The organism is Dehalogenimonas etheniformans (genome assembly GCF_014672715.2).
GTDB lineage: Bacteria > Chloroflexota > Dehalococcoidia > Dehalococcoidales > Dehalococcoidaceae > Dehalogenimonas > Dehalogenimonas etheniformans.
On sequence record NZ_CP058566.2, the window covers coordinates 1,279,055 to 1,303,062 of the forward strand.

A 24,008-nucleotide genomic window follows, 5' to 3' on the forward strand; every position below is an offset into this window, starting at 1 on the left:
GCTCTAGGTTAAGGTCGATGAAACCTTGTCGCCGTGGAATTGCGTCTCATAGAGCCGGGCGTAGAGTCCGCCCCGGGCGAGCAACTGTTGATGGTTCCCGCGTTCGATGATCTGCCCGCGGTCCATTACCAGGATAATATCGGCGGCGAGAATGGTCGAGAGACGATGAGCAATGACGATACTGGTGCGTCCGGCCATCACCCGTTTCAGCGCTTCCTGGATCAGCGCCTCGGATTCGGAGTCCAGGGAACTGGTGGCTTCGTCGAGGACGAGGATGCGGGGATTTTTGAGGATGACCCGCGCCAGGGCAATGCGCTGCTTTTCACCGCCGGACAGCCGATAGCCCCTCTCACCAACCACGGTATCGTATCCTTTGGGCAGCCCCATAATGAAATCGTGGATATTGGCCGCCCGGGCTGCCGCCTGGACCTGGGCGGGGGTGGCGTCCGGATCGGCGTATAACATGTTGACGCGGATGGTGTCATGGAAAAGGAAGGTCTCCTGGGTGACCATGCCGATCTGGTTGGCCAGGGAATCAAGAGTGACGTCCCGCAGATCGTGGCCATCGATGAGGATCTGGCCGCTTGTCGGATCGTAAAGCCTGGGGATCAAATAGGTCAGCGTCGTTTTACCAGCTCCGCTTGGTCCAACCAGGGCTACCAATTGTCCCGGTTCGGCGCGGAAAGAAACATGGTCAAGCACTTGCTCCCGGGCTTGAGACACGGGGACTTTTTCGGTTTCCCCGTTGGCGGGCGCGGTCTGAGCGCCCCCTGATAAAACAGCCACCACATCCTGCATCTGGCCAAACCTTTTTACATCTTTCAGCAGACTCTTCTCGGTTTTGGGATACTGGAAACTGACGTCTTCGAACTCGAGTACACCCTTCGTCTCCTCAAGTTTCAGGGCGCCGGGTTTTTCGCCGATCTCGTGTGGCAGGTCTATAACCTCGAAGACCCTCTCGAAACTGACCATCGAAGTAGCAAAATCCACTGGGGCATTTGTCAAGTTTTGCAGCGCGGAATACAGACTGCCGAGGTAGGCTGCCATGGCGACTATGGTACCGATACTCAAGGTACCCATAATCACCAGGTAGCCGCCGAGGCCGTAGACCAGGGCAACGCCGATAGCACTGATTAAGCCGATGCTGGCGAAGAATAGCATGCCGGTGACAGCGCGCCTGACGCCGGCGTCACGCACCGCCGCTGCCCTTTGTTTGAATCTCTCGTCTTCCGTCGAAGCGCGACCGAACAATTTCACCAGGAGCGCGCCGGATATGTTGAGGAGTTCGTGCATCACGGCGTTCATTTTGGCGTTCAGGTCCAGCTGCTCCCGGGCGATAGCCTGCAACCGGCGTCCAAGGTTCCGGGCGGCCACCAGGAATAAAGGCAGGATAACGATTGAAAGAAGAGTCAGTCGCCATTCCAGGCTGAACATCACCACCAGCAATGCGACCGTCTGGATAAAACTGGAAACAATGCCGACCATGGTATTGCTGATGGCGTTCTGCGCGCCGACAACATCGTTATTGAGGCGGCTCATCAGTTCGCCGACTTTGGTGTTGGTGAAGAAGTTCAGCGCCATCCGCTGCAGGTGAGAGAATAGCGCCACCCGGAGGTCATAGACGACGCCCTCACCCACTCCCGCGTTGATCCGCCTCAAAAGAACGTTCAAAGCGCTGGTAGCGATCGGCAAAGCAACCAGGGCTGCGACAAGCCACCATAACTGGGGTAGATTGCGATCAACCAGAGTATGATCGATCAATTGGCGCAGAATGAGCGGCATGAGCAAAGACAGTCCGGCAACCACAACCGTGATAGCGAACATCAACACGATCAGCCTGGTATAAGGGCGGGCGTAGCCCAGTACGCGTTTCAATAAGCCGAGGGTGACTCTGGGCTTCTCATCGGGGGCGCTCAATGAGTAAGGAAAACCATGAACCATGGACATAATGTATTATGTTAACACAAATGCCAGAAGCTTGCTCAGAAATAAGATCAAATATCTAGGATGACGTGAGCCCGCCAGCCTTTTTCGGTCTGTTCGAGAGTAAAGTTGTGGAAAGTCACCGCTTTGACGTCGGCGCGCTGACGGTGACGTTTTGGGTCGATGAACTCCCCCTTCCCGGTGGCCGAAAGCCGCCAAAGGGTCCCCATGCGGTTGAGTACGATGCCATCCAGGTGCAGCAACAACTGCTCAGCGTCTTTGAAGAATACTATTTTTTGGAGAAGGTCAAAAAGAAGAAGGTCAAGCGCGTTGTTGTTGAGTTTGATGTTCCTGTTCTCGATCTCGAGTACGGCTTCCGGATTGTCCACCATAACGTTGAGGACGGCTTCAACAGCCGCACGGAAGCATTCTTCGAGCGTGTCACCGCTGGCCTCGAAAGCAATGTCCGCCGTAGCTTCTTCAGGGATAAATCTGTAAGACATGACGTCAAATCAAATATTTATGTCGAAGTTGCGGGTCTCTTCGCCTTTCCCTAGCGATTTGTACAATTCGATGGCCGGCTCATCACCTTTATCCGCCTGAACGAAAATAATGTAGGCGCTGATTTCCTTAGCCGTCAACTTCAAATTGTTGATCAATGCCGTGGCTATCCCCTGCCTGCGATACTCGGCGGACACAGCCAGGTCGTATAAGTATACCTCTTTGCGCTCCTGCTCGAATTTCTCAAGGACATAAGCAGCGAGCCCTCCCACGACCTCCCCCTCATCTAGGGCAACTATGACGATGAAATCGGGCTTGTCGAGTATCCGCCTTAGATAGTCGTCGCCCGGAACGTTCCCCTGATACGTAGTAGGCTCTTCAAAAGCTTCGCCGAAAACCCTGAGCAGAGCTTTGAGATCAGACACATCGTTTGACGTCAATCGTTTATAGCTGTAAGGCAAAGCCTCATCCTTTGATGTTCCCCACTGGGGTGAAACGAGCTACTTTCCGTGACAACCCGGCAAGTTCGGTGGCTTCCACAACGGCGTCGATATCTTTGTAAGCCTCGCCGGCCTCTTCGGCCAAACCCGACCACGATGCCGTTCGGACGTAGATACCGTGTTTTTTCATTTCATCAGCTAGTTCCCGGCCGTGCCACTGTTTTCGGGCGGCGGTGCGGCTCATCGTCCGGCCGCTGCCGTGGGCGGTGGAGTAAAACGAAGCCGCCCCCTCTTTCACCCTATTCAAGGCGCACTTCATCGCCGCAAAAAGTCTTGCCCCTCCGGCGATTTGAAGGGCGCCGATGCCAGTTCGCGGTCAACGACCTTGATCCCGTACTTTGGCTCCATAACATCCAGAAAATTGCGCAGGTAGTCTGTGGCTACCTGGTGCCCGAAGCTGCGGCTGCCGCAATGGAACATGATGACCACCTGTTCCGGGCAGTGTCGCCACGTTGGAGATCTGATCAAAGACTGCCACATCCATCTTTTCGATGAGCGCCCTGGTGGCAAAAATCCTTGCCGGCACCAGCATACCCTCTTTGTGGGAGATTGGCAGGTCCCAAATGACATTCGAGACTTTGGTCAAAGCGGAAATGGTAACCATATTCTCAGTCTAAGACGGAGACAGAGCTCGCGCAATTGGTATTTATACGTAATTTATCGAAAATTGATCGAAATACTTCGGCATCATGGTCCTCAAACTAATATCCAACGTTTCCCATGTCCTATAATCTATCCATATGGAAACATCGCTACCCAAACCTACCATCCAGGTCAATGAACTCCGCAAAGTCTATGTCGTCAGCCAGCAGGAAGGCGAGTCTTCCTCGGGTCTATCAGGAATCCTCCGTCGCAAAAAGACCGAGGTTGCCGCCGTCGACGGCATCTCTTTCAGTGTGTCCTCAGGAGAGATCGTCGGCTTCCTGGGACCTAACGGCGCCGGCAAGACCACCACACTTAAAATGCTCTCCGGGCTGTTGTTTCCTACCTCCGGCACGGTCTCTGTTTTGGGCAAGATCCCGTGGCGCCGGGAATCCGAGTACCTTCGGCAGATAACGTTGATCATGGGCCAGCGAAACCAACTCGTCTGGGACATACCCGCCATCAGGAGTTTTGAGCTGAACCGAGCCATTTACCAGATACCACAGGCCGATTACGGCAGCCTGGTAAGGGAACTGACCGACCTGCTCGACCTTGGCCCGCTCCTGAACAAGCCGGTGCGCAATCTTTCTCTCGGCGAGCGGATGAAGTGCGAGTTCGCCGCAGCGCTGCTGCACCGGCCGCGAGTGGTCTTTCTTGATGAACCGACGATCGGCCTCGATGTTACCATGCAGCACCGGCTGCGCGATTTCGTCGCCGAATACAACCGCCGGTATGGGGCGACCGTGCTCCTAACCAGCCACTACATGGCCGATGTCGAAGCGTTGTGCAAGCGGGTTCTGGTCATCCATCACGGAAAATTGCTTTTCGACGGGGACCTCGTCGCCCTGGTACAAAAATTCACTTCGTACAAAACAATCGTCATCCAGACCGCCGGATGCGGCGCGGATCTTTCAGCTTACGGCGATGTGACCTCTTGCGAAAGCGGCCGCTATACCCTGCGGGTACCCAAAGCCCAGACCGCTGTGGTAACGGCGCGGCTTTTGGCCGAACTGCAGGTGATCGACCTTTTGGTGGAAGACCCTCCCATCGAGGAAGTCATCGAGAGGGTATTCGCCCAGGAGATTGCGTGAAGTATTACTTGGAACTTTACCGGCAGCAGTTCCGGGTGACGTTCGCCTCCATGTTCCAGTACCGGGCGGCGCTCCTTATCTGGATGATCTGGCAGGTCAGCGAACCCCTGGTGCTGCTGATCGTCTGGTCGGTGGTGGCCAATGCCTCCGGCGGCAATGTCGGCGGCTACTCGGCGAGCGGTTTTGCTGCTTACTACGTGATGTTCATGATCGTCAATCAGTTAACCTATACCTGGATCATGTACGAATTCGAATATCGCATCCGCGAAGGAGGCTTATCAGCCCGTCTGTTAAAGCCGGTCCACCCCATCCATTCGGATATCGCCGATAATATCTCGTCGAAGCTCATTACTTTCCCGGTCATCCTGGTTATCGCGACCGGCCTGGCTTTAGCGTTCCATGCCTCGTTTTCATTTACTCCGCTGATGCTCCTTTTAAGCGTGCCGGCGATATTTTTCGCTTTTCTCCTCCGCTTTCTCCTGGAGTGGACGCTGTCATTAGCTGCTTTCTGGACTACCCGGGTGGGAGCGGTGAACCAGACCTACTTCATGTTCATCCTGCTCTTCTCCGGTCAACTGGCGCCGCTGACCCTCATGCCGTCGGCGATACAGTTCGTCGGGCAAATCCTGCCGTTCTACTGGATGATCGGCTTTCCAGTGCGGTTGCTTTTAGGGCAGTTGTCGACGGGTGAAGTGTTAGCCGGGATCGGCGTCCAGATCATCTGGGTAGCGCTGGCTCTCGGGCTCGTACGCATTGTCTGGCGTTCCGGGATCAAGATCTATTCGGCGGTCGGGGCATGAGATACCTGCGACTGGCTGCCGCATTTTTCCGCATAGCCCTCCTAGGGGAACTGGCCTACCGCGCCAATTTCTGGTGGCGGTTGTTCCAGTCCATTCTGAACCTCGGTGTCGCCCTGTCAGGTGTTTGGGTCATCTTCTCCTACACCGATAGCCTTGGCGGGTGGAAGCCGGAGGAAGTCGTTGCCCTGGTCGGCGTCTATCTCCTGGTCGGGGGCATCATGGGGCTTGTCATCCAGCCGGGGATGGAGGAACTCATCGAATCGGTGCGAACCGGGGAGTTGGATTTCATCCTGACCAAACCTGAAGACGGCCAGTTGCTAGTCAGTATCCGGCGTTACGATATTTGGGAGATTATCGACTTCTTCCTGGGCGCGGGAGTGCTCGTTGTTGCTCTGACTCGTCTCGGCAGCCAGATCGGTTTAATTCAAGCCACGGAATTCATCCTGCTACTGCTATGCGGGGGCATCATCGTCTATTGTTTCTGGCTGATGTTGTCTTCGCTCTCATTTTGGCTGGTGCGCGTGGAGAACATCCTGGTGATCTTCCAGAGCCTGTATGAAGCCGGCCGTTGGCCGATAAGCCTCTACCCCGGCTGGCTGCGATACGGGCTGACCTTCATCATCCCGGTGGCTTTTGCCGTGACCGTTCCCGCCGAAGCCCTTACAGGAAGGCTGAACTGGCCGACCGTTGCCGGAGCAGCAACTCTAGCAGTCGGTTTATTTATCCTTTCGAGGATCATCTGGAAGGCGGGTATGAGAAGATACTCAGGCGCTTCGGCTTAACCTATGTTACTGTCGAAAATGCTATAATGTTACGTTCGAATTTATGAAAGTCCTGCTGATTTTCCCACCGCAATTTACACCTTTTCGTCCGCACCTGGGTTTACCCTCGATCACCGCTTATTTGAGATCACATCAAATTGAGGTCACGCAACGTGATCTCAACGTAGAAACTTACGACCTGATTCTGTCGAAGGAATATCTTCTAAGCCTGAAGGCGATTCTGGCAGAGCGGTTCAAGGCGCTGGACTCCAGGGCACAACTATCGCCCTCATCCCAGAAATATTATAACGACCTTTTCATCGCCACCGCATCGCTGGCACACGTGGCGGCGAAGGTCGAGGGCGCGAAGGAAATACTGCGTAGTAAAGGCGCGGATTTTTATGATCCGGGGGTGCTTTTCAAGGCCAGGCAAATCCTTGAACAGGCTTTAGCAATTGTTTCGATTGCCCATTTGCCCACTACTATCGGTTTCGAATCGCTAGAGATCCCTTCGTTTGATAATACTTTTGAGGGAATACAATTCTCCACCAACGATAATGAACATAATCCCTTTTTGGGAATTTTTGTTGACCGGATCGTATCGGAGTTAATTAAAAGCAAACCAGATGTGATCGGAATTTCCGTAACGAGCCGCAGTCAGCTCATTTCCTCATTCACGCTTTCACGATTGTTGAAAAAGGCTCTGCCAAAAACTCATATCGTGTTCGGCGGAAACATCGTTACCCTGCTGGCTGATTCTTTTAAGAAAAATGAAAGATTGTTTGAGGAATTCCTCGACAGCGCGGTCCTCTATGAAGGTGAAAAACCGATGCTCGCTCTGGTGGAGCATATCCGGGACCGACTTCCTCTGAATGATGTTCCTAATCTTATTTACCGCGATGAAACGGGAGTAAAGACTACCGGGAGGTGCCTCCCGGAGCCCATCGACTCCCTGCCCACCCCGGATTTCGATGGCCTTCCTTTGAAACTTTATCTCAGTCCTGAGCCGGTCCTGCCGCTTTTAGCATCGCGAGGTTGCTACTGGACCAAATGTGCCTTCTGTTCCCAAAACTTCGGTTTTGGCGAATGCTATCACAAAAGGAATACTCACCTCGTGGTCGAGGACATCAGAAAACTATCCGCAAAATACAACACCAGCCAATTTGCCTTCGTTGATGAGGCAATTTCACCCAGTCAAATAGAACTGCTTGCAGACGAGATCATCAATACCGGCTTGAACATCCGTTGTTCAACCAACATCAGGATGGAGAAGCAGTTGAGTTCCCATCTCTGTCAAAGAATCGCAACCTCTGGTTTCAAGATGCTTTACCTGGGGCTTGAATCCGGGTCTGACAGGATTCTCCAACTAATGAACAAGGGAATTACCACCGATACGGCACAGACCGTGTGCCGGAATGTGCATGGTGCCGGCATCTGGAACCACTTGTACGTAATGTTCGGGTTTCCCGGCGAAACAATGCAAGAAGCTCAAGACACTATCAGTTTCTTACTAGATCATAAAAGCACCATCAGTTCATTTCACACCGACAATTTCAGCCTCGAACGAGGCATGATAATCGAACGTGAACCGGAACGGTTCGGGGTGACCGTAGAAAAAGACCGCATAAATGACTTCTCCATTGCCTACAGCTACAGCCTCAACCGGGGGATTTCATACGTACAAGCTCGGCAATTATCCGACAACACTATGGACGAAGTCGGCACGCAGTTCGATGGAAACAAGGTGTTGGAACTAATTACTCATTATTACCTACCGCTCTATCTGTCTCATTATGAAGCGAGCGACCCATCATTAATGAACATCAAGCTCGCGGACAATGCGCCAATTAGACCAGCCAAAGCCCTTAGGCCTGGTTCGATTCCAATCGTAAACACAAGCACCATGATCTGGAGGACGAATTTCGATCTTATTAACATCAGGCGCCGATTAGGAACAGGGCAGGACACCGAGGTTCTTCCCGAACCAAGCACCATGATGTTTGATTCAGAATCCAAATTAATGGGATCGATACCGGAACAGGCCATTGAAATCCTGGAATTGTGTAACGGCCGGAGAACGGTGAGAGAGATTGCGTCAATATTAGGGAAGACTTACGATGCTCCGGTTAATGAGATAGAAAAGGGCGTTTTGATTCTGTTGAATTCATTGGTAAAGAGCGGGTTTATTAAGTTTAAATGAAGGTGTTGCTAGTTTTTCCGCCCCAGTTCACCCCGTTTCGGCCTTACGTGGCTGGACCTTCGCTGGTGGCCTACCTCCGCGGCAAGGGGATCGATGCCATCCAGAAAGATGTCAACCTCGAAGTATACGAGACCTTTCTATCCGAATCTTATATCAAGGGAATAAAACCGGGTATTGACGCCCGGTTTGCGGCTTTGGAGACAAAAGACCGCCTGAATCCCGGTGATGAACAGAAACGATACAACAACCTGTTTGTCGCCAGGTCGATCGCCGCCAACATAGCCGAAAATATCCAAACTGCGAAAAAGGTTTTCCACTCCCCCGAGACGTTCTTTGATCCGGATGAGCTCGCCAGAGCCCGTGAAACTATCAATCTGGCTTTTTCGGTTATCTCAACCGCCCACCTTCCAACCAGTTTCAGCTTTGCCCCATTCGAAATGCCGTCTTTCACCGGTTCGTTCGATTCGTTGGAGAAAGTGACCACGGATCGGAGCGAAAATCCGTTCATCGAATATTACGATAGCCACTTGATGCCCTTCATCGAAGAGCAAAAACCCGATGTCATCGGAATCACCATCGCCTCGCACAGCCAGCTTGTTCCCGCCCTTACACTTTCCCGGATGTTGAAAACCAGGGCTAACAAGGCACATATCACGGTCGGGGGACATGTATCAACGGTCCTATCTGAGGTGATTTCCCGGCACACTGAGCTGTTCCGGGACTTTTTCGATAGCGTCATCCTTAACGAAGGCGAACTACCCCTGCTGCGCCTGGTTGAGTGTTTATCTAAAGGCGAATCACTCCAGACAGTGCCGAATTTGATGTACCTTAGTGATGGCGCTGTGCAAATCACAGAAATGCTCCCGCCGGTTGATATCAACGATTTACCTACACCCTGTTTCGACGGTTTGGATCTGGATAGCTATTTCGGTCCGGAACCGGTTGTGCCCCTATTATCTTCGAGAGGATGCTACTGGAACAAATGCGCCTTCTGCGGACACGGGCTGGGCTGGGGAGGCGCTTATCAACTCCGGGATACCCAAAAGGTTATCGATGACGTCCAGACCTTATCCCACAAGCATGGAGCCCGCCATTTCGCCTTTTGCGACGAGGGCATATCGCCCCATTCGATTAGAAATCTTTCAGATAAGATCATCGAACGAGGATTAGATATCAGATGTTCAACCAACATCCGGTTGGAAAAACAATTTACCCAGGAACTCTGTCAAAAGATCGCTCGAGCCGGTTTCCGGATGTTGTCGCTGGGTCTTGAATCAAGCTGCGACCGCGTCCTGAATCTGATGTCCAAGGGGACGACCGAAGCCGTTGCGACTGAAGTATGCCGGAATGTCTACGATGCCGGGATCTGGAACCACGTCTATTTTATGCTCGGCTTCCCGGGAGAAACGTACAACGAAGCCAAGCAGACCATCGATTTTCTAGCCGGTGGGAGGGGCTTCATTCGTTCATTTTATGTCGAAAATTTCGGGCTGGGTAAAGGTTCTATTATCTATAAACATCCCGAGGATTTTGGCATTACCGTAACGAACGATGGACCTGAGAACGAATTCCTTCTGGTTTCCGATTACACAGTGTCATCTGGGCTGACATATGATCAAGCCAGGGAACTGGCCCAGTACTGCATGACCACGGTGGCCGATTCCTACGACTCAACAAGGCTCCTGGATAGCATCGGCTATCGTTACGATAAAGATTTTGCCCTGCCGCTTTACCTCTGCCGTTTTGAGGAGAGCGACCCGTTGCTTAAGTCGCTGACGGCTAAACTTAACGCTCCTCACGCTGCTGCAACTGCCGTTAGGCTGAATCGGAGATCAACTCCCAGTTTGCGAAATGGCGTCGTATTTGACAATACAAATTTCAACCTTGCCGAGGTGCGACAGAACCTGGCGGCGGACACAAAGCTGCCCGTGTACCCGGTACGAACACAGGTGCTGGTTGACACCCATTCGGGGAATCTTGCGGCTTTGCCGGAAGCCGGAATGGAACTAGTCCGGTTATGCGATGGCAGGAGCACCCTGAAGCAAATTGTTCAAACCTTAGCCGAAAAATACCAGGCCAGATTCGAGAGCATTGAACAGGACTGCATCACCTTCCTTGAGGCCATAGCGCAACAGGGATTCGTAGAAATTCCTGTTCGTTGATGAAGAAAAAGAGAGAGCCCCTTCCTAGGCTCTCTCTTTCAACAGTGTTTCGAGTTGGATTATTGTGCGTGTAGCTCACGTGAGCGACCATCTTCGCCATGAGGAGGCGTTTCGGTCTTCCACCAATCCACGCCCTTCGGATTGAAGGTTCCGGTAGGCGGTCCGACACCAGCGCTGAATTGCTGCAGGCCATAGCCCATAACTTGATCCATATCCTTGAAGAAGGTGTTGAACACTGGCGTTGTGCCAAGAGTCGCCTTGACAGCCAGGTGAACAGCTGCTGTCTCCAGATGGGAGAAGACGCAGTTGCCCATACAGATGTTACAACCCCAGACCATGTCCTGATAAGTCTTACAAGTGGCCATGTTGTTCCAGAACACCTTTTTACCAGGAATTGAATAGATGATATTAGGATCCGTGAGGCTCCTAACATTAAGCGTCGCCGGCGGGTCCCAGGTAGGCTCATGTTCGGTGCTATTCGAGCTGCTGGGGCATACCTTAGAGCAATTGGCACAGGTCCAGCAGAACTTCCAGATACCGGCATCGATCGGGTGAGTAGGAGCGAGAGGCAAGTCGGTCGACAACAGGTTTTGAGTCTGCGTCATGCCATAGGTCGGGCTGATGCTCTGACCTCCAATTCGCCCCTGTTCGCTTTCGCCGCCAAGTGCCATAAACGGGGGCATGGGACCGATTGAACCGTTAACCCCTTGGTAGCCAATAGCCACCAAGAATCTTTGGCCTGAACTGCGAACTTGGCCATTTCCCCGATTACCCTGCTCATGAATACCACGAATTAGAGGGCTCGGCGCTGCATAATACGCAGTCAGCATTTCTGGATACATGATAGGAATATGGGTTAATCCGCCGCTGGGCATAACATTCTTGCTGGCGGCGTTGATATACGCCGTCTGGGTGTCTTCTATGATCACGCCATTGGAGTATGCCAGCTTGTTCGTATTGGCGGTCTGAGGCACATAGCCGATCTGGTAGGCTCCGAAAGTCCGAAGAGCTGTCCTCAACATGCGAGCGTTCTCTTCGGGAGTGCCTGTATACTTAGGTACTCCCAAGGATGCAGGGGTATCGGCCGGGATCTGAGTACCCGTCAAAACCCAGGGATTAAGAGCCCCGATAGGCAAACCGACGTTGTTCCTGAAGGCAAAATCTTTTAGAGTATAACCCGGTTGGTTTTCCGTGATCCATTTCTTTTTGGCGGCTTTTTGATCGATAAGCGCTTGCGCCCAATTGGGATCATATAAGGCGTTGTTGGATTGGGTGCTCTTGGTAGAATCAAAGCGCTTGACCAGGGTCCAGTCAATCTCGACGGTAGGATTCTCCAAATCCCGTTCTTTTATCCACCAGGGTTTTTTCGGATTAGCCATATCTCCGCTGGCGGTCATTTCGTCTAGATCATGAAAAACCGGGGCGGTTAGAGCGGCAGCGCCAACGCCAGCCAAACCCAGGGTCTTCATGAACGACCGGCGGCTCATCGTACTGTGAAAAACTGACATAAATTTCTCCTTTCCTAATCGCGACTTTTGGGTCTATTTCCCAACGTTATACGGTCTTTCCCGGATGCCAATATTCAAAGTAAGCTCCTTACGTTTAACACTCCAAGGGTTGGAAAAGCGCGTTAGATCTTAATATTCCAAAAAAGCCACGGGGGTTCCTTGGGAGGAACCCCCGTTTTGCCTTTACTTCGACATAGTCTCTTGTCGTACGGTTGGATTTACTGGGCGTGTGCTTGAGTGGCGCGTCCGTCCCAACCAAAGGGTGGAGTCTCAATCATCCACCACTCCGCCGCGGCAGGATTGAATGTACCATTGAGGGGCGGGCTGATACCGGGGCCAAACTGTTGTAGACCGTATCCCATGACCCGGTCCATGTCCTTAAAGAAGGTATTAAAGGTCGGAGTCGAACCCAGGGTAGCCTTGACCATGATGTGCACGGCGGCTGTCTCAAGGTGAGAGAATACGCAGTTGGCCATACAAACGTTACAACCGCCACCGCACAAATCGCAGTGAGTTTTGCAGGTGGACATGTTGTTGAAGAAAACCTTTTTCCCGGGAACCGAGAATTGCGCATCTGGATTGGAAAAACTCTGAGCGAAGGTCGGGACTTCCCAGCTCGGTATTTTATCTGTATTAATCGATTCACTCGGACAAACTATGGCACAATTGCCGCAGGTATGGCAGAATTTCCAGATACCAGCGTCGATCGGATGTGTCGGATCAATCGGCAAATCAGTCGAGAGCCCGTTGTGTGTCTGGGTCATACCGTATGTCGGGCTGATAGATTGTCCACCGATGCGTCCCATTTCGCTGCCGCCACCTAGAGGGAAGAAAGCCGGACCGCATCCGATGGATCCGCTTAAACCCTGGTAGCCAAGAGTGGCTAAGAAACGTTGCCCTGAACTGACCACTACGCCAAGTATTTGATTGCCTTTGCTGTGGGTACCGCGGTTGGTGGCTGATGGATTCCCTCTGTAACCGGTCAACATTTCCGGAGCCATGAGAGGGATGTAAGTTATGCCGGCTTGGGTCGGAATGACGTTACCCTTCTTGGCGTCGCTGTAGCCGATTTTGGTGTCTTCCAGTGTGTAACCATTGCTGTAGACGAGTTTCTGAGCATTGGCGGTTAAGGGCACATAGGCCATGCCGAACGCACCGAAGGTTCTGAGAGCCGTGCGCAACATGCGGGAGTTGTATTCGGGCGTGCCTTCATATTTGGGCACTCCCTGCGCCTCCGGGGATTTAAAAGAGCTGGCAGCGGGTACCCAGGGGTTCGTGGAGCCTGGCGGGTTACCAATGATATCCCTGAACGCGTAATCTTCGATGCTGAAACCGGGTTTCCGGTCGGTCATCCAAGATTTTTTCAGCTCAGCCTCTTTCTTAACGACGTTGCTCCAGTCTTTGTCATAAAGGGCGTTGTTGGACTGGGAGCTGTAGGTGGAGTTATAACGTTTGATCAACGTCCAGTCGATTTCAACCGTGGGCTTTTCGAAATCGAGTTCCTTGATCCACCAGGGCTTCTTGGGGTTTGCCATGTCTCCGGTTCCGCTGGCAACCATCTCGTCCAGATCATGGAAGACAGGCGTGGTAAGAGCAGCAGCCCCGGCGCCGACTAGACCCAGCCCCTTCATGAAATCCCGGCGAGAAACTGTTGAATGAAATTTCGCCATTTTGTTTTCCTTTCTTCTACGTTCCATTTGGTTGTTCAGTTCCCAGTGCTCCGGTCTTTCCCGGCGGTCAAGGATTCATAATTTCTCCTTTAAAGGCATCAAGTTCTTCAAGATTCAATAATCGTTGCCTTCAGGTTCATTGTGCGTCTGGTGCGAAAAACCGTTTTTCTGCCCCATTGGGCGCAAGTTCCCATGTCCACCACTCAACCGCGGTCTCATTAAACGTTCCGGTCGGTGGGCCAATTCCAGCCTTGAATTGCTGGTTACCATACCCAAAAGCCTTATCCATCGTAGCGAAAAAGCCATCGAACAAGGGTGTATTGGCAATTATCGTCTTCACCGTATTGTGAATCATCGAGCTATCCATCTTGGAGAAAACGCAGCTGGCAATACAGGTGTTACACCGTGATATGGAAATGCTATAACTTCTGCACGTGGAAGCATTGAACCAGAACGCCTTTTTGCCAGGATTTGAGAATTGGGCGGTATTGCCTGGAAGCTTGCTAAAGACATAATCCGGCAGGTCCCAAGTTGGCTCAGGGTCTGTAGGAATAGAAGAACTTGGGCAAACATCTGCACAATTCGCACATTTGCAACAAAATTTTGCGATGCCGGCGTCTATGGGGTGGGTCGGCGCTAAAGGAAGGTTAGTTACCAAGGTATCCGTACCGACACCGATACCGTAGCTGGCACTGATCAGACCGCCGCCGGTACGAGCAATCTCGCCTCCTCCAGCCAGGGTGCTGAAGGCTGGAGCGGGTCCGATTCCGCCATTCAAGCCGTCATAACCCAACGCAGCTAGAAAACGGGAACCGGTGCTACTAGCCTGTCCCTTCAACCTGTTTTGCAGGTTATTTCCAGCATGTCCCAGGACACTCGGGGTGACCATAAGAGATGTGATAGGTGTTACAGACGTAACCGGGATAACAGTCATACCGGAGTTGGGAATAACACTTCCCTTCTTGGGATCTGAATAACCGGTCGGAGTGTCTTCAAACGTAAACCCGTTACTAAATACCAGGTTCTTGGTGTTTGAAGTCAGCGGGACATACCCAACTAAGGCGGCACCTGCAAACCTGAGAGCCGATCTCACGATCCGGGCGTTGTCTTCAGGCGTACCACTATACTTCGGTACGCCTAGCTTTTCCGGTGTTGTGGCAGATGGCACCCAGGGAGCAGATGACCCGGTCGGCAATCCGATTGTATCGTTCAACGCATTATCTTTAAGGGTGCAACCGGGACTATCATCAAGCATCCATTTTTTCCGGCTCTCTATTGCTTGGGTAACCACATTTGGATAATTGGTATCATAGAACTGGTTACTTGAGTTGGCGGAGTTTTTTGAGTTAAATCGCTTGATCTGGGTCCAATCCAACTCCATGGTCGGATTTTCCAGCTCCCTCTCCTTTACAAACCACGGCTTTTTGGGATTACCCATATCAGCCGCGGCCATGTCATCCAGATCGTGGAAGACGGGTGTGGTTAAGGCTGCTGCACCCGCCCCAACCATTCCCAGGGCTTTCATGAAATCCCTTCTACTTACTGTTGAGTGAAACTTGGACATCCCCTTTTTCCCCTTTAAATTATTATCTTGGCTTGTTCCCAGTCTTTTCCGGTGTCAGTTGATCATTCGCCTGACCTCAAGTTCCCGCATTTTGTTAAGCCGGTTTCGGTGCCAGTTTGGTATGGGCTTCTTTAAGACTGGCGGCAAAACCTGCCAGGTGACGCTTAGACTTGACGACATAGATCTGGTTCTTGATGAGACTCCACAGCTCCCTGAAGAACTTCTTTGGATTGGTGACGATGATCTTGAAATAAGCCGGATCATGTTTCAGGGTAAAGCGGAAGCGGTTGACCGCATAAGTATTGAGGTAGTGGGTGAGCGCGTTATTGATAAGCTCATCCGGCACCTCGCTCAAATTGATCTTGTTGGAGTACTGCATCATGTACTCCGGCCATTCCCCCAGCTTCTGCGGAGGAGTGATCAACTTGTGATCGACGCAGTAATCAAAGAGCTTAGTGCCCGGCAGAGGCCGGAAGCGGTTATATAGGTAATAGGGTCTATCGAGCCGCTCCAGCAGGCGATGGGTGGCCATGAAGTCCTCGGTCGTCTCGGTCGGGAAACCATGCATGATATAGAGCGAGGCGCGGATCTTGTACTTCACCAACAGCCAGAATGTCTTGACCATTTGGTCCACGGTGATGCCCTTCTGGACGAAATCCAGCATCCGCTGGGAGCCGGTTTCAAAGCCCAAAGTCACCGAGACGCAGCCAGACTTGGCCATCATTACCGCGTCTTCCTCCGACAGGTCGGCCCGGCAGTCGCAACTCCAGGTGAGCTTGATCTTCTTTTCCTTTAAGAGGCGGCAGAAGTCCCGCAGGCGCTTTCGGTTGAATGTAAAATTGTCATCATTAAATCGAATGTGCTTGGCGCCGTAGGTCTGTTGCAGGTGTTCGATCTGGGACACCAACCGCTCGGCGGAAAGATAGCCGAGTGAGCCCTTATTGAAGGAATCGTTGTAACAGAAAGCGCAGTGGAAAGCGCAGCCCCGGCTGGTGTTGAGGTCGAGTTCTCGATATTTGGCGGCATCCACCAGGTGCCAGGCTGGGTCAGGCAGTTCGTCCATGTTCTTGGTGAGAAACCGGGGTTCGTTCTTGACGACCTTACCACCTAACTTGAAGGCCAGTCCCTTGATCTCTTCGATTTTTGGGGTTCCGGTTTGCAGATGGTCAGCCAGTTCGGCCATGGTGTATTCCCCGGCGCCGATGACGGCATAATCGACATAGTCTTCAGCCAGGGTTTGTTCGGTAAGCACGCTCGGGCTGACGTTTCCCCAGACTATCCTGGCATTCGGCAGCAGGTTCCTGAATTCCTTGGACATATGGATGGCGCCTTCCATATTGGGACCGACGATGACCGAAAAGCCGATAAGGTCCGGTTTGAATGCCGCCAGTTCTTCCGTGGTCCGGTCGTCCATGAAGCCGTCGTAGACCATTACCTCATGCCCGTGTTTCTCAAGCATGGCGCCGATGAATAGGAGCCCGTTCGGAAGATTGGAAGAGTTTGCAAAAGCGCGTTTGAAGGCGGGGGTGGTGGCGGCGACGAGAAGTACTTTCATATATTCTCCAAATTCTTTCCAGTGGAGCTAGGCGGCAACCATTTCCCTGGTCTCTATGGCGGGCTGTAACTCAGGGGCATCTAACTCGGCTTCGGTGGGGAAGATGCTCTTAACGTTGTATTCCAGTAGCTCAGTGCCCTTAAAGCAGTGAACATTGGTCAAGTGCTTGGAAGCGGCTGCCACGGCTTCTTCAATCTCTTCAGCCGTCGGTTTGCGCCATGGGTTGTGCCCAACCCGGGAGTATGCATCGATCTGGTATCGCATGTTTTTATCGATTCCGGCGATAAACTTAGCGATTTTTCCGATCTCCGGCGCATCGATGTATCCGGGGATGACGACTGACTCGGCCATCATCGGTACACCGCTTCGGTAGATACTTTCAAAGTTATGTAAGATTGCCCTGTTGGACTCGCCGGTATAATCGATGTGGAGTTTTTCATCTAATGCCTTCAGTCCGACAACCACCCTGTCAATATCGGTCAGGTTAGGCATGTGAAAGGCATTGGTCAGGAGGTAATTGGTCGTGCCCAGCTCGCGATGGAGGGTTTTGGCGATAATCGGCATAGCTGGGTCGAGGGAGGCTTCTTGCCCTTCAAGGAGCACCGATTTTACATTCAGGCCGATAAGAGTCTTGACGGCGGTATCCAGATCCATAAAACGCGTCGGCGGGGCCGTTACGCCTTTCGGATCAAGCATATGAATCTTAGCGTTGCGATCCAGCATCGCGTCATAGACCATCTTCTTGCAAATGCAGCCTTTGCACCGGATATTGCAGCCCCAGAAATGGATGTAGGCTTGCTTGGTGGATTCGGCAAAGGCGATGTTATATATATTGGTCTGCATCACAACCTCGTTATTTCGAAAGGGGAAGAAGGTCTTTGTATTCAGTTAGTAACTGTAACCCGAATTTAGCTCTTCCATTTACTTTCTTAATGTTAACGCGACCATTATATTCCTTGGAAGAGTCTACCGAAGTGATTTAAGTTACAGGAGGAGTCTAGTATTTAGTTTAGAAGAACTCCGTTGGGGATGGTCAATCATTTAATATTATTATTAAGATTGTTTAACTTGAATAAGAGTATCATGGGATTCCATACTTGTCAATGGGTTAGACATTAAAGGTGATTTAACTCTACGATTAATTATCATAATATTAAGAAAAAATTCAGTATAAATGCTTAGACGACATTGTACCGTTGGACATGGTATTAGTACCGCTAACGATAATCTTAATATTTTATGAAACTGGGCCAGGGAGCTTTTATCCTTGTCCAATTTTAGAAATCACTTCGATGAGCAACCCGTTTCTGGTACATTGAATGTGTGACTTTGAACGGTGCGCCGAACCCAATTTCCAAAAGTCCCGGCGTCCTCGGGCAATACAAGCTCGACGAGCCCGCGGGTCGCTGGTTATTAGCGACCACGATAGTCTCCAGCGGGCTGGCATTCCTGGTTTCCACAGCGGTTGGCATTGCCCTTCCGTCGATCCAATCGTACTTTAACGCCCCTCTTTCGGGTCTTCAGTGGATTAGCGTGGCGTATCTTCTGCCGTTTTCGGCGCTTCTCCTTATCGGCGGGGCACTGGGCGATCATTACGGCAGGCGAAGGATCTTCTTTATCGGCTTGGCGCTGTTCGTTCTCGGTTCTGTCACCTCTGCGTTTGCTGTCAACGTTGCGATGCTGGCAACTTTTCAAGCAGTGGCGGGAATCGGCTCCGCCTTACTTGTCCCACAGAACCTCGCTTTCATCAACACTAGTTTTGCAGCCGGTGAACGGGGCCGGGCGATTGGCTGGTGGGCTGGGCTATCGGGAGCTATAGGGGTCGCCGCTCCCTGGATCGGCGGCATCATCACCCAGTATTTTTCCTGGCGCGGCGTCTTTCTACTGGTTCTTCCATTCGGCGTGTTGCTCGTCTTCATGGCCCGGCGGTTTATCCGTGAGAACGCGCCAGTCCGAAGTCAGCGGCCTAATTGGATTCTTGGTGCACCCCTGTTGCTCGGTTTCGGCTCTATTATCTTCGCCCTAATCCGGTTGCCCGAATATTCGATCGGATTACTCGAATCAGGGGTTTTTGTAATCGGAGTGGCTCTCATCCTAATGTTCTTCGTCCTCGACCGCCGGCAAAAAAAACCGATGCTACCGAGAAAACTCTTCCGCTCGCCTCTGGTGGCGGGAGCCAACGGTGCGACCCTCCTGCTGTATTTCGCGCTGAACGGCATAATCTATTTCACCGTCCTCAATCTCCAGCAGGTCCAGGGCATGAGCCCATCGATCGGCGGATTGGCGATCCTGCCCTCCACTCTCCTGATCACCTTTTTATCCGGTCCTTTCGGCAGCCTTGCCGACAAGCTCGGTCCCCGGATCCAGATGATTTTCGGCCCTATCATGGTTGCCGGAGGTATATTTCTTTTAGCTTTTTCGGGGGTAGGCAACAGCTACTCCATCGCTTTTTTGCCTGGTCTGATTACTATCGGCTTCGGGATGGCGGTGGTCATCGCTCCACTCACCAAGTCAGCATTGTCGGTGGACGAGTCACTGTCCGGCGTGGCTTCGGGATTCAACAACGCCGTGGCACGGATCGCCACACTTTTCTCCGTGGCACTGCTGGGGCTGATGATGTCGGTGCTGTTTTCGGCATCGCTGGCGGGAAATCTCGAAAAAACAGACCTGAGTCCCGCTCAACGCCAGGAGATCATGGATCAATCGTCGAAATTGGGCGGCATCAGTGTGCCCGATAGCTTCGATGGTGGGTCCCGGTTTGCTGCTCAGAACGCGGTAAGAGAATCATTTGCTTCAGCATTTAAATGGACGATGGTGGCCAATGCCGCGCTAGCTGCCGGAGCGGCAGTGGTATCACTGGCAGCCATTCGGAACCCGCGAAAAGGCGGATAAAAAAGAGCTTCCTGATCAGGGAAGCTCTTGGCCGGATTTGCCGCGCCGGGCCTTGGAGTCTAGTGCATCGTGCCCAGCTAAATAACCCGTTGTTTGCGTCTTCTCCAAAACATCACAAAGCCGCCGAGCACGATCCCGGTTCCCAGAACTGCGAAGATGGAATTAACTACCCCCTGCCGGGGTTTTTCAAGAATGTCTGCGTTCAACGCCGGAGGAATGCAAACGTAATTGTTCGCGTCCAGCCCGGTTAAAGATAATCCGGAAATGACGACTGATTTGCCAACACCCACTTCGCTGTTATCAAAACTTCCTGCCACTTCAAACGTTACCAGGCTTGCTGCATCTGAACCAACCAACCCCGAAAGAGTGGCGGTGCTGACATCTACTTTGCAATCCGTCGTGCCATCGAACGTTTTATTCTGCGCCGCCACCCCTATCACAGTTACAGGCTTCGGCAGTATCCAGCCTTCCGCAGAAAAGAATGAATAATCGTAATTTTTACCGTCATTGCCATCCAGTATGACTCCGCTGGGAATCAGTTGCTTCCCTGTACCTGCGTTCTTGTTGTCGAAATTCTGGTTGAATTTATACTCGCTATCGCCAAAGCCCAGATCGGTCAGAACCAGGGGATTACCTGTGGATGAGGTGGTCCCGTCATACGTCTTGGAATCTGACACCGCGGCCACAGACACAGGCTTTTTGATGATCTCTCCGGTTGAGACGCTGATAAAGGTACAGGCGTAATTTGCCCCGCCGTTACCGTCAACAACCGCACCGAACGGCGTCAGTGTCTTAGCCGCGCCCGCGTTCCGGTTATCGTATGATTGTTTGAACGACCAGATATCTCCCACCGAAACCGGTTGAGACGTTTTCGGAGTCGCAGATGAAGTATTGGTGCCGTCGTAGACTTTAGAATCCGGGACAGCAAAGATGCTGATAGGAAGCTTGTCCACGACGCCGGTGGTATCATTCCGGTAGGTGTAGGAATAATTCTCACCATCGTTGCCATCGTCGACTCTGCCGGACGCGAATATGGTCTTATTGGTACCTGCATTCTTGTCAGCAAATTGCTGGGTGAAAGAATCAGAGTCGCCTTGCGCCAGACCTGGGAAAACTGAAGGCGCGGCGCTTGAAAACCCCGTACCATCGTACATTTTTCTGTCGGGGCTGGCAATAATCGTGATCGCCAGTTTATCGATCTGGCCTGAAGTCACGGATAAAAAGGTGTAAGAATAATTTGCGCCATTATTCCCGTCCGCGATCACACCGGCAGGTGTCAACTTTTTGCAGGTGCCAACATTCCGGTTGTCGAAAGTCTGAGAGAAAGCCGGCGTATCACCCTCCATCGCGGGTGCGGAAAGCGTCGGTATCCCGGATGAAAGAACTCTTCCGTCATAAGTCTTGAAATCAGCCACTGCGGAAATCGTGACCGGCAATTTTTGAATTTCACCGGTAGCCGCGCTTATGAAAGTCGCGTCATAGTTGTTGCCGTTGTTGCCATCATTGACGGCTCCGGCGGGGATTAATGTCTTGCCTGTGCCGGCATTCCGATCATCGAAAATCTGGCGGAACGAATGGGTTGTATCCCCAGTCGCCAGCCCGATCGACAGGGAGGGAATTTTCGATGATGACACGGTGCCGTCATACGTCTTCGTGTCGGTGAGCGAGCTGACGGTGATCGGCAGTTTCGTAATCCCACCGGTGGCGTCGATGAAGGTGTATGCATAGTTGCGGCCGCCATTTCCGTCATTGACAATGCCGGAAGGAGTCAGTGATTTGACGGCACCCGCGTTCCGGTTATCGAAAGTCTGGATAAAAGAATCATTCATGTCACCAGCAGCCAGCGGGATTGATAAAGACGGGGTCGCGTTCGACAAGGTGGTGCCATCATAGGTTTTAGTATCGGGCACGGCGGTTACGATGATTGGCAGTGGAGCGATATCGGCGGTAATGATCGGGTTGATGTAATAGCCGGAGGCATCATCGCCACCCAGGCTCAAACCAGAAACCGTTATCGGCTTCCCCGTTCCAATGTTACGATCGTTGAAGGTACCCGATGGGTTTGACATCAACAGGCTGACATCGTCGCCAGGTTCAACACCGATCAGACCGGGACTATCAATTTGGAGTCCTGCTCCAGTGGTGCCGTCGTACATCTTATTATCACTGGAAATTCCAGTAACGGTTAGTTCCTTGATCACATTGAATGTGTCAATTGTAAGATCACCGTACAAAAGTCGGGTTGAGTCGAAGTTGGTGCCCTGAATAATGAAACCCCATTGGTAACCATTGTTTACGTGAATGGTTAAAACACCGCTGCCCCCGGCATCGCCATAGGTGTTGGCCGAATATAAAGTCCCTTGAACACGACCACCCGGACTATCGGCAAAGACAAAGAGACGCGCTTGAGCTGCATACCAGGAATGCATGCAATGGTAATTCCAATTGAAGCTAACATTGGCACTTGCCGACACAGTATTGGTGACGTTCCAGGTTTGTCAGCTGAAAGGAGCGCTACGCAGAAGATACGTAAACGTGAGACCTTCAGTGCCGCCAGTTGAAGAGTCGATGGTTTTCGTTCCCGGGCCGGATGACTGCCAGTGTTCGGGTTCGTAGGAACTGGGCAGTTCAGCGGCAGAGATTGGTGTAAGTGTAAGAATGAACAAGCCTGCAGCCGCGATACCTCCAGCCCCGAGGAGGCGTTTCAAGGTGATAAATGACCGGCCGAATTTAGACAGAAGTTTCATAGTTGCGCATTGTAACACCTCTGCCTACTGAATCGCCAAACGCAGCAGAGAATGGGATAAACACAATGAATTAGATATAATTCTGAAGGTAATGGCGCGCCTGAAGGGATTCGAACCCTTGGCCCTCGGTTTCGAAGACCGATGCTCTATCCACTGAGCTACAGGCGCATGGCACCAAGGGAGAAGTTGGGGTGGGTAGTGGGAGTCGAACCCACGGTCTTCAGGGCCACAACCTGACGCCTTAACCACTCGGCTATACCCACCGCGCAAAGTGTAATTATAACCATTTTAACGTCCCCATTTCAATCGAAGCGTTCGGGGGAGGTGAGGAGGCATCCCCTAACGTGATATAATTCAAGATTATGTTAGAACAACTCGAAAAAATCGAACGGCGTTTCAACGAGATCGAACAGGCTATCGCGTCGCCCGAGATCGCCGCCGATATCCCCCAGCTCACCCACCTCTCGAAGGAACGCGCCGGACTGGAAGAAATAGTCGGCCTGTACCGTAAATACCAGCGGACCGAGAAGGCGTACGAAGATACTCAGCACCTCCTGGAAACCGAAAAAGATGAGGAAATGCTGGAACTGGCACGGGAGGAGCACAAAAGCCTAAAGGAGCAGAGAGAAGCGCTGTACGAGGAGCTCAAGATCGCCCTTCTGCCAAAAGACCCGAACGCCGAGCGCAATATCATCATGGAGATCCGGGCGGGCACCGGCGGAGACGAAGCTAAATTATTTGCCGCCGATCTGTTCCATATGTACACCCGATACGCTGAATCCAAGGGCTGGAAGGTTGATGTCATCGACCTGACCGAGTCCTCTGCCGGAGTTTTCAAGGAAGTTATTTTCGAGGTTGACGGCGAGGACGTTTACTCCCGCCTCAAGTTCGAGAGCGGCGTGCATCGCGTACAGCGTGTGCCGACGACTGAAGCCGCCGGTCGCATCCATACTTCCACTGCGACCGTGGCCGTATTGCCTGTTGCCGAGGAAGTGGACATTTCCATCAACCCTGATGAGATACGGACTGACATCTTCCATTCCGGTGGCGCCGGCGGTCAAAACGTAAACAAAGTTGCCACTGCGGTACGCCTGACCCACCTCCCCACCGGGCTTGTGGTCATCTGCCAGGACGAGCGTTCCCAGCTCAGAAACCGCCAGAAGGCAATGGACGTGCTGCGGGCGCGACTGCTTGCCATCGAGCAGGAAAAGAAAGACGCCGAGATGATCGATACCCGACGGTCGCAGGTTGGAACTGCCGAACGTTCGGAGAAGATCCGGACTTATAACTTCCCCCAGGACCGCCTCACCGACCACCGGATCGGCCTGTCGGAGCATAACCTTCCCAAGATCATGGACGGCGACCTCGATGACATCATCGATGCCCTGGCTACCGACGAACAAGCGCGCCTCCTTCAATCCGCCGGTATCTAAAACCGGCAGTCGTTGCGAACGCCGACAATTCGGGGCGAAGCAATCTCAATGTCAGCCCC

17 protein-coding genes, 2 tRNA genes and 1 pseudogene are annotated in these 24,008 nt (G+C 52.3%); 7 read left to right on the plus strand and 13 right to left on the minus strand.

Going from position 1 to position 24,008, the window contains the following annotated elements:
- Window positions 1-3: 3 nt before the first annotated feature.
- The 4 genes and pseudogenes from HX448_RS06450 to HX448_RS06465 form a co-directional block, all read right to left on the minus strand.
- On the minus strand, window positions 4-1,947 hold the full coding sequence (locus HX448_RS06450) for an ABC transporter ATP-binding protein (protein ID WP_102330078.1): 1,944 nt from the start codon (window positions 1,945-1,947) through the stop codon (window positions 4-6).
- A 47-nt stretch (window positions 1,948-1,994) separates the two neighbouring features.
- A complete protein-coding gene (locus HX448_RS06455; RefSeq protein WP_102330077.1) occupies window positions 1,995-2,426 on the minus strand; it encodes an archease in 432 nt (143 codons plus the stop codon).
- Between the two features lie 9 nt (window positions 2,427-2,435).
- The gene (locus HX448_RS06460; RefSeq protein ID WP_102330076.1) at window positions 2,436-2,885 is read right to left on the minus strand and encodes an AAC(3)-I family aminoglycoside N-acetyltransferase; all 450 of its coding nucleotides are present in this window, start codon (window positions 2,883-2,885) and stop codon (window positions 2,436-2,438) included.
- A gap of 4 nt (window positions 2,886-2,889) precedes the next feature.
- A pseudogene (locus HX448_RS06465) lies at window positions 2,890-3,362 on the minus strand (RtcB family protein); the annotation flags it as partial.
- Between the two features lie 302 nt (window positions 3,363-3,664).
- Here HX448_RS06465 and HX448_RS06470 point away from each other — a divergent pair.
- Genes HX448_RS06470 through HX448_RS06490 form a run of 5 tightly spaced genes read left to right on the plus strand, consistent with a single transcriptional unit; the run spans window position 3,665 to window position 10,580 of the window.
- Entirely contained in the window at window positions 3,665-4,657 is a 993-nt protein-coding gene (locus tag HX448_RS06470; RefSeq protein WP_102330075.1) for an ABC transporter ATP-binding protein, read from the plus strand.
- Window positions 4,654-5,457, plus strand: coding sequence for an ABC transporter permease (locus HX448_RS06475; RefSeq protein ID WP_102330074.1), 804 nt, complete (start codon window positions 4,654-4,656; stop codon window positions 5,455-5,457). The genes HX448_RS06470 and HX448_RS06475 overlap by 4 nt, the downstream gene beginning before the upstream one ends.
- Window positions 5,454-6,239, plus strand: a complete 786-nt coding sequence (locus tag HX448_RS06480) for an ABC transporter permease (protein ID WP_102330073.1) — start codon at window positions 5,454-5,456, stop codon at window positions 6,237-6,239. The genes HX448_RS06475 and HX448_RS06480 overlap by 4 nt, the downstream gene beginning before the upstream one ends.
- 43 nt (window positions 6,240-6,282) lie before the next feature.
- On the plus strand, window positions 6,283-8,418 hold the full coding sequence (locus HX448_RS06485; RefSeq protein WP_102330072.1) for a PqqD family peptide modification chaperone: 2,136 nt from the start codon (window positions 6,283-6,285) through the stop codon (window positions 8,416-8,418).
- Window positions 8,415-10,580: a PqqD family peptide modification chaperone gene (locus HX448_RS06490; protein ID WP_102330071.1), complete on the plus strand. Its 2,166-nt coding sequence runs from the start codon at window positions 8,415-8,417 to the stop codon at window positions 10,578-10,580. The genes HX448_RS06485 and HX448_RS06490 overlap by 4 nt, the downstream gene beginning before the upstream one ends.
- 59 nt (window positions 10,581-10,639) lie before the next feature.
- Here the strand turns inward: HX448_RS06490 and HX448_RS06495 are convergent, their stop codons facing one another.
- The 5 genes from HX448_RS06495 to HX448_RS06515 form a co-directional block, all read right to left on the minus strand.
- On the minus strand, window positions 10,640-12,088 hold the full coding sequence (locus tag HX448_RS06495; RefSeq protein WP_102330070.1) for a reductive dehalogenase: 1,449 nt from the start codon (window positions 12,086-12,088) through the stop codon (window positions 10,640-10,642).
- Window positions 12,089-12,306: 218 nt separating this feature from the next.
- On the minus strand, window positions 12,307-13,758 hold the full coding sequence (locus HX448_RS06500; protein WP_162485837.1) for a reductive dehalogenase: 1,452 nt from the start codon (window positions 13,756-13,758) through the stop codon (window positions 12,307-12,309).
- A gap of 136 nt (window positions 13,759-13,894) precedes the next feature.
- Complete coding sequence (locus HX448_RS06505; protein ID WP_102330535.1) at window positions 13,895-15,322, minus strand: reductive dehalogenase; 1,428 nt, start codon at window positions 15,320-15,322, stop codon at window positions 13,895-13,897.
- A 94-nt stretch (window positions 15,323-15,416) separates the two neighbouring features.
- A complete protein-coding gene (locus tag HX448_RS06510; protein ID WP_102330069.1) occupies window positions 15,417-16,877 on the minus strand; it encodes a B12-binding domain-containing radical SAM protein in 1,461 nt (486 codons plus the stop codon).
- Window positions 16,878-16,904: 27 nt separating this feature from the next.
- Window positions 16,905-17,720, minus strand: a complete 816-nt coding sequence (locus HX448_RS06515) for a radical SAM protein (RefSeq protein WP_102330068.1) — start codon at window positions 17,718-17,720, stop codon at window positions 16,905-16,907.
- A gap of 486 nt (window positions 17,721-18,206) precedes the next feature.
- Between HX448_RS06515 and HX448_RS06520 the strand changes: the two genes are divergently transcribed.
- Complete coding sequence (locus tag HX448_RS06520) at window positions 18,207-19,769, plus strand: MFS transporter (RefSeq protein ID WP_162485835.1); 1,563 nt, start codon at window positions 18,207-18,209, stop codon at window positions 19,767-19,769.
- A gap of 77 nt (window positions 19,770-19,846) precedes the next feature.
- Here the strand turns inward: HX448_RS06520 and HX448_RS06525 are convergent, their stop codons facing one another.
- The 4 genes from HX448_RS06525 to HX448_RS06540 all read right to left on the minus strand — a co-directional run bounded on the left by HX448_RS06525 (window position 19,847) and on the right by HX448_RS06540 (window position 22,779).
- The gene (locus HX448_RS06525) at window positions 19,847-22,198 is read right to left on the minus strand and encodes a YDG domain-containing protein (protein WP_102330066.1); all 2,352 of its coding nucleotides are present in this window, start codon (window positions 22,196-22,198) and stop codon (window positions 19,847-19,849) included.
- Between the two features lie 69 nt (window positions 22,199-22,267).
- A complete protein-coding gene (locus HX448_RS06530; protein ID WP_102330065.1) occupies window positions 22,268-22,516 on the minus strand; it encodes a hypothetical protein in 249 nt (82 codons plus the stop codon).
- 92 nt (window positions 22,517-22,608) lie between these two features.
- A tRNA-Arg gene (locus HX448_RS06535) sits at window positions 22,609-22,684 on the minus strand.
- 19 nt (window positions 22,685-22,703) lie between these two features.
- Window positions 22,704-22,779: transfer RNA gene (locus tag HX448_RS06540), tRNA-His, on the minus strand.
- A gap of 99 nt (window positions 22,780-22,878) precedes the next feature.
- On the opposite strand from HX448_RS06540, the gene prfA reads away from it, so the two are divergent.
- On the plus strand, window positions 22,879-23,949 hold the full coding sequence (gene prfA / locus HX448_RS06545) for a peptide chain release factor 1 (RefSeq protein ID WP_102330064.1): 1,071 nt from the start codon (window positions 22,879-22,881) through the stop codon (window positions 23,947-23,949).
- Window positions 23,950-24,008: the final 59 nt, after the last annotated feature.

Excerpts from the sequence above, each read along its gene's own strand:
- HX448_RS06450 (WP_102330078.1), bottom strand. The coding sequence starts at position 1,947 with ATGTCCATGGTTCATGGTTTTCCTTACTCATTGAGCGCCCCCGATGAG.
- HX448_RS06455 (WP_102330077.1), bottom strand. The coding sequence starts at position 2,426 with ATGTCTTACAGATTTATCCCTGAAGAAGCTACGGCGGACATTGCTTTC.
- HX448_RS06470 (WP_102330075.1), top strand. The coding sequence starts at position 3,665 with ATGGAAACATCGCTACCCAAACCTACCATCCAGGTCAATGAACTCCGC.
- HX448_RS06480 (WP_102330073.1), top strand. The coding sequence starts at position 5,454 with ATGAGATACCTGCGACTGGCTGCCGCATTTTTCCGCATAGCCCTCCTA.
- HX448_RS06485 (WP_102330072.1), top strand. The coding sequence starts at position 6,283 with ATGAAAGTCCTGCTGATTTTCCCACCGCAATTTACACCTTTTCGTCCG.
- HX448_RS06490 (WP_102330071.1), top strand. The coding sequence starts at position 8,415 with ATGAAGGTGTTGCTAGTTTTTCCGCCCCAGTTCACCCCGTTTCGGCCT.
- HX448_RS06495 (WP_102330070.1), bottom strand. The coding sequence starts at position 12,088 with ATGTCAGTTTTTCACAGTACGATGAGCCGCCGGTCGTTCATGAAGACC.
- HX448_RS06500 (WP_162485837.1), bottom strand. The coding sequence starts at position 13,758 with ATGGCGAAATTTCATTCAACAGTTTCTCGCCGGGATTTCATGAAGGGG.
- HX448_RS06505 (WP_102330535.1), bottom strand. The coding sequence starts at position 15,322 with ATGTCCAAGTTTCACTCAACAGTAAGTAGAAGGGATTTCATGAAAGCC.
- HX448_RS06510 (WP_102330069.1), bottom strand. The coding sequence starts at position 16,877 with ATGAAAGTACTTCTCGTCGCCGCCACCACCCCCGCCTTCAAACGCGCT.
- HX448_RS06515 (WP_102330068.1), bottom strand. The coding sequence starts at position 17,720 with ATGCAGACCAATATATATAACATCGCCTTTGCCGAATCCACCAAGCAA.
- HX448_RS06525 (WP_102330066.1), bottom strand. The coding sequence starts at position 22,198 with ATGCATTCCTGGTATGCAGCTCAAGCGCGTCTCTTTGTCTTTGCCGAT.
- HX448_RS06530 (WP_102330065.1), bottom strand. The coding sequence starts at position 22,516 with ATGAAACTTCTGTCTAAATTCGGCCGGTCATTTATCACCTTGAAACGC.
- prfA (WP_102330064.1), top strand. The coding sequence starts at position 22,879 with ATGTTAGAACAACTCGAAAAAATCGAACGGCGTTTCAACGAGATCGAA.